Here is a 14,251-nt window from a genome sequence, read left to right on the forward strand (position 1 = left end):
AAAAACTGATTCAGGCGTGATTTACCATTGTTGGAAAAATAATTATAATTAATGGTGTTATCTGTAATCAATAGGATGGCTGGATGGTAACTCTAATCTTTTCAAGGGTTTATTAATTTCTAATACATGTAAAGGACAGAATGCTATGAAGTTTGTTTTAGCACCAGATTCATTTAAAGAGAGTATGACGGCGAAAAATGCTGCCCTGGCAATGCAAAAAGGAATACTGAAAGTTTTTCCTGATGCGGATTGTGTAATTGTTCCTATGGCAGATGGTGGGGAAGGAACCGTTGAATCATTAGTCAGTATGACGAATGGGGAAATTATTAAAACCGAAGTGCTTGGACCATTAGGTGAGAAGGTGGTTGCAGACTATGGTCTATTAAATGAAGGGCATACAGCTGTTATTGAAATGGCAAGTGCAAGTGGACTAGAATTAATCAAACCAGAGGATCGAAATCCATTACTGACAACAACTTATGGCACGGGAGAATTAATCAAACATGCACTTGATAAGGGTGTGAGCCGAATTTTAATTGGAATTGGCGGAAGTGCAACCAATGATGGCGGGACAGGAATGCTCCAAGCCCTTGGGGTCACCTTTAAAAATAAGAACGGTGAAGAACTACCATTCGGCGGTGGTGCTTTACATCAATTGCACACGATTGATTTGAGTGGATTAGATGAAAGAATTAAAAAGATCAAAATGGATGTAGCCTGTGATGTAACTAATCCATTAATTGGTGAAAACGGTGCATCAGCGGTATTTGGACCGCAAAAAGGCGCAACTCCAGAGGTAGTGAAACTACTAGATCAAAATTTAGCCCATTTTGCTGACGTAATCCACCAAGTCCTGAACAAAGATATTACCCATTTGGTAGGTGGAGGAGCTGCAGGGGGAATGGGTGCAGGTTTAACCGCCTTTTTAAATGCTCATCTAAAAAAAGGTATCGATCTGGTCATCGAATATACCGGACTTGAGGAACAGATAAAGGGTGCAGATTATGTTTTTACTGGAGAGGGCAGTATTGATGGACAAACATTATTTGGAAAGACACCTTTTGGAGTAGCAACGATTGCTAAGAAACATTCAGTACCTGTAATCGCGCTTGCTGGTAGAATTGGAAAAGGTGTCGATTCATTATATGATCACGGATTTACTGCCATTGTTGGAATCTTACCTGGAGTTTCTACTTTAGAAGAAGCGCTTAAAGCTGGTGCAACCAATTTAGAATTTGCAGCAGAGAATATATGCCGTATTTTAAAAAATGAACAAAAATTCATAAATAGAGGATGCTACTAATTTTTTGACTGCTTTTTTTACTTTTCTAACATGATAAAAGTATGAAAACACATGGGAATTGTAAGAAAACCCATGTGTTTTTCCATTTGTTAAATAATTGTTGGCACTATAACTATGTTATATTCTATTTCCTTTGCCGCCTAAACAACTCCATGGATTTATAACCTTCTCCTAAAATGGTCTCCATTTCAAGTAATCGTTTTTCCTGAGTTTCAACCTTTTTGGCACTGTAAACGTAGCGTGCCCAATCCTTTTGATACCCGAAGGTTAATTCGGTGTAGATTCTTAGTAAATCCTCGTTTTTGTTCAAATAGTTCTTAATATCATCTATATGGACAATGTAGTCATCCACACATTGGCTATTTTTGGCGCTGGCCGCTTTTTTCGTCTTCTTTGGTGCGGACTTCAAACCGATCACAGTAAAAACATCATTTAGACTTACCATTCGAGAAAATTTTATGTTACTTTCAAGCATATAACCTTCCTCATCGATAGGAACTGCTTGAAAGAAGCTGTCACGATCTATGTATTCTTTATAGATAGGATTATTCTTTTTCGGATAGGCAAAGAATAAGTATCCATTTTCCTCTAATAATTGTTTTTCAATAACTGACAGCAAATGGTTTGAAAATTCCTCTAGGCCAAAAATAAAAATAAAGATAAGATCATATTTTCCATTTTTGATCGTTGAGTCATATTCCATTCCATTGAAATCATCCATTTCTTCAGGCTTTTGAAGAATTAACTTCCGAGGATATTTATTTAAATTTAGTTTTTCGATAATGCTTTTCGGTGAATTCACTTTCATTACTCCTATTCTTTTTCCCCTATTTTATATTTTCAGTGAAATTATATCAATTGATTATGTATTTGAAAAAAGCAATTGAACGAATAAGACCTTAGCCGTTTTTATTTGTCAATCTGAAATGTCCTTTGCCGTAGTCAGCAATGAAATAGGCAAATTAGGTCCAGACTTTGGAGATAGCCAGTTCACATGTGGGCTTTTTTCTGTTCACATAATTAGTAATTTATATCGGGTCGTGTTAGCTTTTTGTAAATCAAGCGATTAAAAAATTGTTTATAGATAAAGAATAATGATTATATGCCCCTTTAGAGAATTCCACAAATATCAATATTTGCTGAATAGCAGCAGCCTTGTAGGCCCATTTTTACCTATGATTTTTCATTAGACTTGAAGTATAAATTTCATAGGATTTATCATAGAAATTTCAAAAAACCTTTAATTAACTCGATATTTTTTGATTGCAAAATTTGAACTGAAGGTATATGATATGTTTTATTGTCTATCGAGATTACAGAAAAAGATAATGAACAACATGTCTAAGGGGGAACAAAAATGGATCATTCCGTTAAAAAGACTGATCGTCCACCGTATGGAGTTATTGCGGTGTTAATGATTGGAGCATTTATTGCATTTTTAAATAATACATTATTAAATATTGCCCTTCCTTCAATAATGAAGGATTTAAACATTGAAGCATCAACCGTGCAGTGGTTGACCACAGGTTTCATGTTGGTGAACGGGATTTTAATTCCAACAACCGCATTCTTAATTCAAAAGTTTTCTGTCCGCCACCTATTTTTATTGGCGATGAGTTTATTTACAATTGGAACGATTATTGCGGGGTTTGCTCATATTTTTCCTATTTTATTAGCTGGAAGGATGTTGCAGGCTTCTGGTTCAGCGATCTTGATGCCAGTCTTAATGAATGTCATGTTGGTAAGCTTCCCGATCGAAAAAAGGGGAGCAGCCATGGGGGTTTTCGGATTAATATTAATGTTCGCACCGGCAATAGGTCCAACGCTATCGGGCTGGATTATTGAACACTACGACTGGAGAATGCTTTTCCACTTTGTCACACCAATTGCCATTTTAGTTGTATTGATTGGATTCTTCACCTTGAAAGATAAAAAGGATAAAGTGGATATTCGCTTAGATTTACTTTCATTAAGCTTATCAAGCATCGGTTTTGGAGGTATTCTATATGGCTTTAGTTCTGCCGGTAAAAAAGGCTGGGACAGCCCTGAGGTTTATGGGACAATCATTGTTGGAATCATTTCGTTGACCGTGTTTATCCTGCGTCAGATAAAGCAAGAACAGCCGATGCTTAATTTCAAAATCTATAAATACCCAATGTTTGCTTTATCATCTGTCATTTCGATGATTGTGAATATGGCGATGTTTTCCGGTATGTTGCTACTTCCAATTTATGTACAAACCCTTCGCGGGATTTCACCAATGGATGCCGGACTATTGCTGCTGCCTGGAGCAATTTTGATGGCCTTCATGTCACCTGTTACAGGAAAACTATTTGACAAGATCGGCGGACGTATTTTAGCCGTTACTGGCTTAGCTATAATGGTCGTAACAACCTATTTCTTTAGCAAATTAACACTGCATACAACGTATACCCACCTGATTATTTTATACTCTGTGAGAAGTTTTGGAATGTCGATGGTTATGATGCCTGTATCGACAAATGGGCTAAACCAGCTTCCAAGACGTTTTTATCCACATGGTACAGCGATGAACAATACAATGAACCAGGTTTCGGGTGCAATTGGAACAGCTTTATTGGTTACAATTATGACCAATCGTACAGCATCGCAGGCAAAAGAACTTGGAGCGGCAGCGATGAAACAAATGGCACTGCATCCAACTACTTCTGTTTCACCTGCTGAAATGAAGCAGCAGATTATGGCACAGGCAATGTTAAATGGAATCAACTATTCCTTCCTCATTGCTACCTTTATTGCAGGCGTTGCGCTAGCTCTTGCCTTCTTTATCAAACGGGCAAAACAAGCAGAAGATCCAATTGGAGGTACACCTTCCAAACCTTCTGTGAAAAATATAGGATCGAAATTGGTAGAGAATTAATGTGTGGTGCCTGACACTATTTTCTATTTTGTGACGATATTGTTTTCGAAAGAAGTCCTCGAATTGCTGAGGGCTTTTTTTTATGTCCGTACAAAAATACCACCTCATGTCTATGAAAAATATGGTAAAATTTTTATCAAAATAGTAAATTTTTTGAAATGGTAGATTTCCAAGGGACGGGCTTTTAATTGTTTATTCTAAATCCAATTAAATGGAGGTATAAAAATGGTTTACAAATCTTCATTATCCAATACTCAAAACCTATCAATAACGATTTATAATGACAACTTTGCTGTTGTGAAAGAAACGAGAGAATTCCTACCACAGGAGAATGAGACCATTGTTCATTATTTAGATGTTGCGAAAAAAATTGAAACCGATTCCATCATTGTGTCTGGTGTTGAAGTGAAAGAGTTGAATTATGATTTTGATTTAGTCGATAAGTTCAAGTTGATGGAAAAGTATATTGACCGGACTGTCTTTTTACAGGATTTGAAGACCAATGAGAAAACAGAGTACCGCTTGCTAAGTGTAAGTGGCGGTATCGTTTTAGAAAATGCAGCGACAAAGGAGATTGTTTTAGACCCATCAGGTGAGATTATTTTACCAAAGCTCCCAGATGAATTAATTGTTAAGCCTGCACTAGTATGGAAAGTAGCAGCTTCAAATACGAAAACAATCAATGTTTCATATTTAACAAAAGGAATGAGCTGGGAATCGAATTATGTGCTTAACCTCAAAAATGACACCTTTGACCTAGCTGGCTGGATAAAGATTGAAAATAATTCTGGGACTGCTTTTCATGAAGCAAAGTTGAAAGTATTGGCAGGGGATGTGAACCGAGTTGAAGAGGTTGCAGATGACGATATTGAACCAGTTCTTTATAGCCGCACTAGGATGGAAGAAAACTTTGAGGAAAAGTCCTTTGCAGACTACCATATTTATACGTTAAGAGGAACTACTACTTTAAAAGATAATCAGGAAAAGCAAATTAAGTTTATCGAAGTTGAAAATGGAGTGTTCAAACGTTATTATGAGTTTGATTCTTACAGTGATCATCCAAAAGTAATGCTCGAAATCAAGAATTCAGTGGCTAATCATATGGGAATTCCCTTACCTAAAGGAAAAATTAAAGTCTACCAAGAGGATACAGATGAGAACAACACCGAATTTATCGGCGAAGATCGCATTTCCCACACAGCGAAGGATGAAAAAGTCTCATTATATATTGGAAATGCCTTCGATATTGTTTGTGAAAGCAAAATCCTTAAACGCTATAAAATGAAAAACTATGAATATGAGAAGTATGAGTACATTTTGAAAAACAGAAAAAGTGAAAACGCACTGATTAAGATTAACCATTATATCAGTGAGAGGTTTTGGAAGATTGAGGAGTCAACAGATGAATTTAAAGAAGTTGACACAAATCATATCGAATTTTGGGCTGATGTATCAGCGGGCGAAGAGAAAACCATTAGCTTCGGAATAACCAGCGATCGCTCCATTTATATGGAAATTAAGAAGTCAGAGGATTAATTTGAAATGAAATGCCAGGAAAAATCCAACTAGCTAGATGGAGCTTCCTTGGCATTTTTTTTAAAGGAATGTCAAGAGTACTATATAAAAAACTCTATTATATTGGTAAAATATTTAGATAAAGGTGTTTTATGTAAAACTATTAATTTTGAAAAAGTCATTGGGTTTTAATATAGTGACCGGACTTTAGGAGGGATATTAAATGTGGGAAATTGACATGGACATAGATCAAGTAGCTAAAATTAAGGTAATCGGTGTTGGCGGTGGTGGGAATAATGCGGTAAACCGAATGATTGAAGGCGGAGTTCAAGGTGTGGAATTTATTGCGGTGAATACCGACGCCCAAGCACTTAATCTATCAAAAGCAGCGATTAAGATGCAAATTGGGGCAACATTAACAAGAGGTTTAGGAGCAGGTGCCGATCCAGAAATAGGCAGGAAGGCAGTGGAAGAGAGCAAAAGGCAGATTGAAGAAGTACTAAAAGGAGCAGACATGGTCTTTGTTACAGCTGGAATGGGTGGCGGTACGGGTACAGGGGCAGCACCTGCGATTGCAGAAATTTCTCGCAAGTTGGGAGCACTCACGATTGGTGTTGTTACTCGCCCGTTCGGATTTGAAGGGCATAAGCGCAGGGTTAATGCAGCGAGCGGAATTGAGTGTATGAGGGAAGCGGTCGACACCTTAATTATTGTTCCTAATGATCGTCTATTGCAGATTGTTGATAAAAAAACACCTATGATAGAGGCATTTCGCGAAGCGGATAATGTTCTTCGTCAGGGAGTACAGGGCATCTCTGATCTAATTGCTATCCCAGGATTAATCAACCTTGATTTTGCCGATGTGAAAACAATCATGTCTAATCAAGGGACTGCCTTAATGGGAATTGGGGTCGCAAAGGGTGAAAGACGTGCAGTTGAGGCAGCCAAAAGAGCTATTTCTAGTCCATTACTTGAAACCTCCATTGACGGAGCTCAAGGGGTGTTAATGAATATTACAGGCGGCAGCAATTTAAGTCTGTTTGAAGTACAAGAGGCAGCAGATATTGTGGCATCTGCTGCAGACAAGGATTTAAACATGATTTTCGGTTCCATTATTAACGAAAGCTTAAAAGATGAAATTATGATTACAGTCATTGCCACTGGCTTCACAGACAAGGAAAGTTCATCTTCTCCTTCTTCAAGGGAAGGAAAGTCAAGTCCAAACTCACAAGCTAACTCAAGTCGTGAAAGGATTATTTCTGGGGAACCAAGTGTTCATTATGGCCGGCAGCGGCAAGCGTTGGAGGAACAGGTGTCTGATAATAGTCTGCAATGGAACAAGCCAAAAGGGTTGATGGGTTTGACTGCCCGCGATTCGGAACAGCCAGATAATTCTCTGGAAATCCCTACCTTCTTGCGAAATCGTAATAGAAGATCAAAATAATTACTTTTATTTCAAGCTCTAGGCTGCCAAGGACTACTTGGTAGCCTTTTTTCACTACTATTTATTTGGTAGTGTGATAGATTGCATTACCTTCTTTTGCATGGAAAGGAAGGTATCTTTCCCAAAAAAAAAATTAGCTTTTTCCTCGATTTCCTTTAACTGTACGTCATTTTCGATTAATGTCTCGCGAATACGGTCTACTAATTGTAACGCGTTTTGTCCAGTTATTTGTTTGGCGACACGTTCAAGGAGTACCTTCGTATCAACAGAAAATTTCTGGGCAAAGCCGTGGCACCTCACCATATTGTTCCTGAGAAAGTCAGAATATTCATTTGTAAAGGCTCGACGGATACACCCCCGCATCCCTGCATAACCGTATGATATCTCTGACGCAGCCCGATAAAATAGGATCATCCCATCAGCACGACTTGATTCAGGGTGTAACCTCAGTTCTGTTATTAATGAAACTAACCGTTGAACCACTAATGTACCAGACTTCGTGGCTGTCCACCAATCTAACAAATGCTGTTGTTCAGCTTCACTCATTTGCGGCATAGTGATTCACTCCCTTTCCTAAAATTTACTATAGACGAGGGATTGCTTGCACGGTTTGGACCCGGTTAAGTATCGTTACCCATTCAGCTCCAAGGAAGACCTTACCATATTTGATGGCTTCGTTGATCCTATCAGCCATTTCCTGGTGGAGGTTCTGACTTGTGTTAATCAAATAGAGGGTTTTTGCATCTGCCTCTTTTGCAACTAGGTAAAAATTTGGTTTTAGTTGTTGTTCACTAATTCGCAGTGTATCAAGGTCAAATACAAGCATTTCTTTTACAAGAGAAATGGATTCGCCATTACGGAGCCGTTGAATCGTTCCGCGTACTGCATCAAATCCGTAGCCTATATCCGCAACAGTAGCATGGTAGGGATTAAGGCCTGGTGCATTTCGTAAGGATGGAATCGATCGAAATCCTGTTGTAATAGAGCAAACGACTTCTTTGGCTGCCATTCCTTTGTCTAACGCTATCTCAATGGGATCAAGATAGTGGGCTATCCCCATAATTGTAATTGGCCCCCCCTTTGCATTTGAAGATTTTTTTATATGTTTTTTAAGTGAATTTAGCCATAGTTAAAAATATTCAATGAGAGTCTGTCCTCATACCAAATGTTTTGTTTAAGCCCACGAAATGGATAGCTTAATAGAAGAATAAATAAAAATTGAAGCAACGAGTAGGGAAGATGGAAGCAGTGGATTAAGAAAACTGTGAAAGGATGATTTAATAAACTCCTTAACACACCTGGATGTAAACATTAATTAATGACAAAATACTTTTCTTTTCCTTTTACACCATCTTAATTTCTACATTTACACGCTAAAAACAGTTTAAAGAACATTTTTTAAACGTTTTTAAAACACATGGACAAAAGCTTAATTTAAGTAATACACTTCAGATATGGGTACTTGAAACATGGACAAGAGATTGGCATAAATGCCTATTTGTGAAATGCTGAACAATATATCCGAAAAAGACATTCCCGATGAAGGAGATTAAAACTATGTCTACATACAATTGGTTAGAAGCAATCAACGTTACAGAAGATATGCTCGATAAAACGGACAAACGTCTTCCTGTTATTTGGATAAGCGCTCTCGATTGTACAGGCTGTAAAGAAGCTTTTACCCGTTCCTTTGAACCAACAACATTGGATACGATTCTAAATTTTATCTCCTTAGAGTATAGTGAACTTCTCTCAGTGGCAAGTGGGTACCAAGCTGAAGAACATAAGGAGTCGATTTTTGCAAAGTATCAGGGGGAATATGTACTTGCGGTTGAGGGAGGTATACCCGGAAGTGATGAATTCCTAATGATTGCAGGTAAATCCGTCCGCGATGAAATCAGCGAGGCTGCCAAAAATGCAAAAGCTGTAATTGCTTTTGGAAGCTGTTCTGCTTGGGGTGGAATTCCTGCCGCAGGTGTTAATCCAACAAATGCAGTAGATATCAGGGCTGTTCTTCCAGAAGATGTACCTGTAGCGTTAGTCCCAGGATGTCCGCCCATACCAGAGGTCATTATTGGGACACTTTTACATGTCCATTTTCATGGAGAACTGCCTGAGCTTGATAAAAAGTTGCGTCCAAAAGCATTTTATCAGAAAACCGTCCATATGACCTGTCACCGTAAAGCCTTTTTTGATCAAAAATTATTTGCTGAGTCATACGACGATGAGGGAGCCCGGAAAGGTTATTGCTTGTTTAAATTAGGATGTAAAGGTCCCACAGCCTTTAATGCTTGCGAATCGATTGGTTATGACCGTTGTATTGCAGCGGGTTTCTCTTGTATCGGCTGCTCTGAAAATGGTTTTTGGGACAAAGGAGGATTTTGCGGAAAAAGGAAAAGTAAATGAATAACAAGGTGTCAGGCTCTATTGGTGCCTGACACCTTGTTATTCCTGTTATTTGTTGACAATCTTTGCTACCCCTATTGCCAGGTGATCCCAAAGGATTTCCTCGATGAATTCTGCTTTTGTTTCATCGCAGTCAATAATTAAGATGACTTCACTCTTTTGACCATGTAATTGGTTATGTTGCTTTTTAACTACTTTTATGATAAAAAGTTTGATAGCTAATCCTAAAACAAATCCGATTGAAGCACCAATTAACCCCCAATATATAGGACCCCAAGATAAAATGAAGCCGATGCTGGCACAAATAACGGAAAATGCGGTGGCTAATGCCATCGCAAGATCCACGAGAGAAATTCCATCCGAACGATGGAGTGTATCAAAGATTTTTCTGTCTGCTTGGCGATTATCAAGTGGAACGGCAAAAATATTTTTCTTATTTATCCCTTTTTCTTCTAATAAAGAAATGGCTAATTCTAAATATCCAGTGTCTTCAAAGGTTGAGAATATCTGCATTTGATCACATCACTTTTTTCCCTTTTTGAATGACGAAACTAGCATGTTGATAATTCATTTTCAAAAAATTTCGCAGTTCATCTTCAAAAAGCTTATTATTTTCGACTGTAGTAACCAACGAGTCATAAATGGAAAAGATATGAATAGAGGGTAAAAAAAGCAGCCACTCAGCATTTAAAACATTAGTGGCTTGGTGAACCTGCCCTAAAAAAAGCATAGAAACTGCTTCAAGTACACAGGATTTGTAGAAAAAGATAACAGACCATACGATGATAAATAGTGCGGTAATAATTCTATGGTTATAGAGTTGACCCAAACCCGGCATAAATAAAGTCCAAATAACTGAAGTACTCGGTTTTCGCTTATCTAAGTAGTTAATTTCCATCGCACCTAGACTGAAGGTATTATATCGATGGTTCTCTCGTTTTGCTAATAGATACACCTGATTCATATCAACAGTAGTACGGTAACTATCCCATATGCCAAAAAGATATACAGGGATATAAATTAATAACCACCTTGTATCCAAAACTTCTTTAGCCATGTCGATTTTCCCCTGAAAAGAGTAAATCATTGCTTGGTTCACATGTGCCTGGAGGTTAATAACGACCTCCCAAATAAAAAGGACAAATCCGCGAATATATTTTGATAAAAGAAGATGGCCAAATCCTGGAAATGCAGCAGACCACCAACCAATAATATAAGGATTCCTAAGATGTAATTGAGTGGTGCCGAGAATGCTCACCTGAGCTTTATATCGTCTTGCAGTATTATTATTCGTATAGTTTTCCATAAAAGGCAGAGGCTCCCTAAATATCTAATTAACTATATATTATCCATATAATTAACAAAATAGTGCCTAACTCCACTTTTTTTAATATTTTATATTGGAAATATTCGCAAAATAATTTTTATTGAAAGCGTATGCTATAATAATATTGTAAATTTAATCGCAAGGAGAAATCGCTATGTTGAAAGATTTTTTCATGGGCTTATCCCAAAATCAATTACTTAATAGTACAGCTAAAAAGTATGGTTTAAAATTGGGGGCGCAATCTGTCGTAGCCGGAACCAATATAGAAGAAGCCATCAAAAGTATTAAAGAGCTAAATTCCCAGGGAATCTCTTGTACCGTCGATAATTTAGGAGAATTTGTTTTCAAAGAAGAAGAAGCAGTAGCAGCTAAAGAACAAATTCTTAAGGTGATTGAAGCGATTCATGCGAATCAAGTGGATGCACATATTTCCTTAAAGCCGACACAAGTAGGGCTGGATATTGATTATACTTTTTGTTTGAACAACGTAAAAGAAATTGTTGATAGAGCTGACAGTTATGGTATTTTTGTTAATATCGATATGGAGGACTTCAGCCACCTGGAGCCAACTTTTGATCTATTAGACGATCTTTCATTGGAATTTGATAATGTCGGAACCGTAATTCAGTCCTATTTCCGTGAAGCAAAAGAATATCTCGAAAAATATAAAAATTTCCGCATCCGTATTGTAAAAGGTGCCTATAAAGAGTCTGAAGAAATTGCCTACCCAGACAAAAAGGATATTGATGCTAACTTTATTAAGATTACTGAATGGCATCTGTTAAACGGGAAATTCACATCGATTGCCACACATGATCATAAAATTATCAGCCATTTGAAAGAGTTTGTTAAAAAGAACAACATTCCAAATGAAAAATTCGAATTTCAAATGCTTTATGGTTTTAGAAAAGAGCTTCAATTAAAACTAGCTAGTGAAGGTTACAATTTCTGTACTTATGTTCCTTTTGGAAATGATTGGTATGGTTATTTCATGAGACGTCTAGCAGAAAGACCGCAAAACTTAAATTTAGTAGCTAAGCAAGTATTTAATAAAAAAACGAACACTGTCATTGGAGTTGCAGCAGGAGCATTCTTATTAGGAAGAATGACAAAGAAGAATAAAAGACGAAAATAATATTACCAATTAGCATCTGGTTACGGAAAACGATGACACTAAAAAACCGCTAGAAAATAATCTCTAGCGGTTTTTTATATCTTCTTTCTAATATAAAAAAGGCACCTTGCCTTTATAGGTTGATTGTTATAACCACAAAGGCGTTAGGCACCAGAATTTACCGAGTTGTAGGAAAAATTATTGTCATCCCATTGGAATATACCTTCTTGCAGTTTAATGATGGAATCAAAAGGGCAGGTAATAGGGATGTTTGCTTCGATAGGCAAGTCATCTATATTATTTCTTTTGTTATCAATTAAGTCTTTTTTTAATCGAATCATATCCATTTTAGATGCGACCCGAATTATTTTATCAAGAGTAATCTTCTTTTCGCTAATCCCGTGGCTTTTACAAATGCTATTCTGAAAACCCTTGTTATATTGAATCATCATTTGTAAATCATTGATACTAGCTACACCAAAAACCTCTTTAATAATATCCTCATAGCGCAGCTGGGTACCCGTTGCAAATTTAACAATATTCTTCTCAGGATTTTCTAAGAAATAAACTGTTTCGATTGAATTTGTCATGAATAAACTCCTTTATACATTTTATTTCAGTATCCAAGTTGAACATGTGGATTACAACATTCATATAAAAATTAAAATGATAGTTTTATTATAACATATTAATGTCCTCGTTGCTTGGCTCAATTCAGTTTATGTAGATGTATGTCGAAAATAAAGAATTACGCAACAGGCTGATTGAGTTAGGTCTCTGTGTTTACGTAACAATCTTACTCGATACTGCTAGGCGTGAAGAAATCTTTTTCCCGCTGTCCATGATTCATTAAATATTACTGGAAAAAGGGATAGGTTGAGAACTAATTTTCCAGTAATACATAGTATTTACAATAAATTAACACCACAACAGGAATAAGTTCTTATTTTTCAATAAGAAACATTAGTAATGTTGACATGCCGGTTTGAATAGGATATGTGAGTGGGAGTATTTTCTCATAAGTATTCTTTATTATTGCATCATTGAATATAGAATAAGAGGAGAAGTTGGGAAAAATGGTGAAGCGGACATGGGTTTTTTCTATTTTATTCATTTGTAGTTTAATAGGTGTGGCAGGGTGTACGGAAAAGACTGCAAAGGATAAGATATTTGAAGGAAATGTAACTAAACCTCAGAAGAAGCCCGATAAACAGCCACTAGAAGAGCCCAAGAAGGAAGAGGAACCAAAGCCAATAGTGATTCATGTGTTAGACCCAAAAACAAAGGATATTATAAAATTTTTTCTTCCAGTGGATATGGGGTTTGGAACTGATAATGAAACCTATAAAAAGGAAATTGAAAAGTGGGCAAAGGGGCTTGCGCGGGGGACTGATCAAAGACCTGGATTTGACCAACGGATGATTCTAGATAAAATAGATGCAAATGGCCAGATCATTAAAGGAAAGCCCAAAATTATTTTAGAGGAATCTGAGTTGGTTGAAAAGGTGATGGAGGCATCGCCAGTGGGTGGAGATATTGAACTGCCTTTGTATATGACAGAAAGTGGTTATAATCAGGAGGATATCGATCATTTAGGAGAGGTGGCCATCGCTTCCTTTACCACCAGATTTAATAGCGCGGTTGTGGGCAGGTCGAAAAATATCGAACTGTCAGCACAAGCAATAAATAATATCATTGTCGGAACCGGGGATGTTTTTTCATTTAATTCAACTGTGGGACCTAGTGATTCCGCTCATGGATATCAAATTGCGAAAGAAATTGTCAATAAGAAATTAGTCGATGGAGTTGGCGGAGGAATTTGCCAGACTTCTTCGACATTGTTTAATGCCGTTGATCAGCTCAGCGTTAGTTATGTTGAAAAGCATCATCATTCCTTGTCTGTCGGCTATGTGTCTCCAGGAAGGGATGCAACAGTCTCCTATGGGGGACCGGACTTTCAGTTTAAAAACACGACAGGAGTCCCATTTTTAATAAAAACTATATATGGAAATGGGACGTTAAAAATTGAGGTAAGGACATCCTTAGTTTATCAAAAATAGTAAAAAAAGGGAATTGATTTTAGAGGCTGAATCCAAAGCAGGTAACTGTTCGGATTTAGCCTTTTGTTAATTCTCTGCGAAGCGTGTAATGAAAAACTTTTTCAGTTCTTTAAAGATGAATATTCCTCTTTCTCATAGCAAAAAATAGCTATGGCTTGGTTACAAAATTGGAGGAGGAAAAGC

At 37.2% G+C, this 14,251-nt stretch carries 13 protein-coding genes; 7 read left to right on the forward strand and 6 right to left on the reverse strand.

The annotated features are described in order from the left end of the window. The first annotated feature begins 145 nt into the window (after positions 1-145). On the forward strand, positions 146-1,303 hold the full coding sequence (locus tag RTR43_RS02705; protein WP_312469473.1) for a glycerate kinase: 1,158 nt from the start codon (positions 146-148) through the stop codon (positions 1,301-1,303). Between the two features lie 124 nt (positions 1,304-1,427). Here the strand turns inward: RTR43_RS02705 and RTR43_RS02710 are convergent, their stop codons facing one another. Then, positions 1,428-2,111 (reverse strand): YdeI/OmpD-associated family protein, encoded by a 684-nt coding sequence (locus RTR43_RS02710; RefSeq protein WP_312469474.1) that lies wholly within the window; start codon positions 2,109-2,111, stop codon positions 1,428-1,430. A gap of 549 nt (positions 2,112-2,660) precedes the next feature. On the opposite strand from RTR43_RS02710, the gene RTR43_RS02715 reads away from it, so the two are divergent. From RTR43_RS02715 to ftsZ, 3 genes are all read left to right on the forward strand, one after another. Then, positions 2,661-4,202, forward strand: a complete 1,542-nt coding sequence (locus RTR43_RS02715) for a DHA2 family efflux MFS transporter permease subunit (RefSeq protein WP_312469475.1) — start codon at positions 2,661-2,663, stop codon at positions 4,200-4,202. Between the two features lie 225 nt (positions 4,203-4,427). Further along, entirely contained in the window at positions 4,428-5,738 is a 1,311-nt protein-coding gene (locus tag RTR43_RS02720) for a DUF4139 domain-containing protein (protein ID WP_312469477.1), read from the forward strand. Between the two features lie 202 nt (positions 5,739-5,940). Continuing rightward, positions 5,941-7,161, forward strand: coding sequence for a cell division protein FtsZ (ftsZ, locus tag RTR43_RS02725; RefSeq protein ID WP_312469478.1), 1,221 nt, complete (start codon positions 5,941-5,943; stop codon positions 7,159-7,161). A 57-nt stretch (positions 7,162-7,218) separates the two neighbouring features. Here the strand turns inward: ftsZ and RTR43_RS02730 are convergent, their stop codons facing one another. Both RTR43_RS02730 and RTR43_RS02735 read right to left on the reverse strand, forming a co-directional pair. Next, positions 7,219-7,716 (reverse strand): hypothetical protein, encoded by a 498-nt coding sequence (locus RTR43_RS02730; RefSeq protein ID WP_312469480.1) that lies wholly within the window; start codon positions 7,714-7,716, stop codon positions 7,219-7,221. Positions 7,717-7,744: 28 nt separating this feature from the next. Continuing rightward, entirely contained in the window at positions 7,745-8,221 is a 477-nt protein-coding gene (locus RTR43_RS02735; protein WP_312469481.1) for a hypothetical protein, read from the reverse strand. A 497-nt stretch (positions 8,222-8,718) separates the two neighbouring features. On the opposite strand from RTR43_RS02735, the gene RTR43_RS02740 reads away from it, so the two are divergent. Then, positions 8,719-9,567 carry a hydrogenase small subunit gene (locus RTR43_RS02740; protein ID WP_312469482.1) on the forward strand — a complete coding sequence of 283 codons (849 nt, stop codon included), beginning with the start codon at positions 8,719-8,721 and terminating at the stop codon, positions 9,565-9,567. A 48-nt stretch (positions 9,568-9,615) separates the two neighbouring features. Here RTR43_RS02740 and RTR43_RS02745 read toward each other — a convergent pair whose 3' ends face one another. Both RTR43_RS02745 and RTR43_RS02750 read right to left on the reverse strand, forming a co-directional pair. Then, a complete protein-coding gene (locus tag RTR43_RS02745) occupies positions 9,616-10,080 on the reverse strand; it encodes a hypothetical protein (RefSeq protein WP_312469483.1) in 465 nt (154 codons plus the stop codon). 4 nt (positions 10,081-10,084) lie between these two features. Next, positions 10,085-10,873, reverse strand: coding sequence for a hypothetical protein (locus tag RTR43_RS02750; RefSeq protein WP_312469485.1), 789 nt, complete (start codon positions 10,871-10,873; stop codon positions 10,085-10,087). Between the two features lie 175 nt (positions 10,874-11,048). Here RTR43_RS02750 and RTR43_RS02755 point away from each other — a divergent pair, with 175 nt between their 5' ends. After that, complete coding sequence (locus tag RTR43_RS02755; RefSeq protein ID WP_312469488.1) at positions 11,049-12,029, forward strand: proline dehydrogenase family protein; 981 nt, start codon at positions 11,049-11,051, stop codon at positions 12,027-12,029. Between the two features lie 143 nt (positions 12,030-12,172). Here RTR43_RS02755 and RTR43_RS02760 read toward each other — a convergent pair whose 3' ends face one another. Next, complete coding sequence (locus RTR43_RS02760) at positions 12,173-12,598, reverse strand: hypothetical protein (RefSeq protein ID WP_312469490.1); 426 nt, start codon at positions 12,596-12,598, stop codon at positions 12,173-12,175. Between the two features lie 486 nt (positions 12,599-13,084). Between RTR43_RS02760 and RTR43_RS02765 the strand changes: the two genes are divergently transcribed. Continuing rightward, a complete protein-coding gene (locus RTR43_RS02765; RefSeq protein ID WP_312469492.1) occupies positions 13,085-14,068 on the forward strand; it encodes a VanW family protein in 984 nt (327 codons plus the stop codon). Positions 14,069-14,251: the final 183 nt, after the last annotated feature.

The sequence above is a fragment of the Neobacillus sp. genome (assembly GCF_031988165.1).
Taxonomy (GTDB): domain Bacteria; phylum Bacillota; class Bacilli; order Bacillales; family Cytobacillaceae; genus Neobacillus; species Neobacillus rhizosphaerae.

Coding starts and splice junctions, on each gene's coding strand:
- RTR43_RS02750 (WP_312469485.1), bottom strand. CDS start 10,873: ATGGAAAACTATACGAATAATAATACTGCAAGACGATATAAAGCTCAG.
- RTR43_RS02755 (WP_312469488.1), top strand. CDS start 11,049: ATGTTGAAAGATTTTTTCATGGGCTTATCCCAAAATCAATTACTTAAT.
- RTR43_RS02745 (WP_312469483.1), bottom strand. CDS start 10,080: ATGCAGATATTCTCAACCTTTGAAGACACTGGATATTTAGAATTAGCC.
- RTR43_RS02735 (WP_312469481.1), bottom strand. CDS start 8,221: ATGGGGATAGCCCACTATCTTGATCCCATTGAGATAGCGTTAGACAAA.
- RTR43_RS02740 (WP_312469482.1), top strand. CDS start 8,719: ATGTCTACATACAATTGGTTAGAAGCAATCAACGTTACAGAAGATATG.
- ftsZ (WP_312469478.1), top strand. CDS start 5,941: ATGTGGGAAATTGACATGGACATAGATCAAGTAGCTAAAATTAAGGTA.
- RTR43_RS02710 (WP_312469474.1), bottom strand. CDS start 2,111: ATGAAAGTGAATTCACCGAAAAGCATTATCGAAAAACTAAATTTAAAT.
- RTR43_RS02705 (WP_312469473.1), top strand. CDS start 146: ATGAAGTTTGTTTTAGCACCAGATTCATTTAAAGAGAGTATGACGGCG.
- RTR43_RS02730 (WP_312469480.1), bottom strand. CDS start 7,716: ATGCCGCAAATGAGTGAAGCTGAACAACAGCATTTGTTAGATTGGTGG.
- RTR43_RS02760 (WP_312469490.1), bottom strand. CDS start 12,598: ATGACAAATTCAATCGAAACAGTTTATTTCTTAGAAAATCCTGAGAAG.
- RTR43_RS02715 (WP_312469475.1), top strand. CDS start 2,661: ATGGATCATTCCGTTAAAAAGACTGATCGTCCACCGTATGGAGTTATT.
- RTR43_RS02720 (WP_312469477.1), top strand. CDS start 4,428: ATGGTTTACAAATCTTCATTATCCAATACTCAAAACCTATCAATAACG.
- RTR43_RS02765 (WP_312469492.1), top strand. CDS start 13,085: ATGGTGAAGCGGACATGGGTTTTTTCTATTTTATTCATTTGTAGTTTA.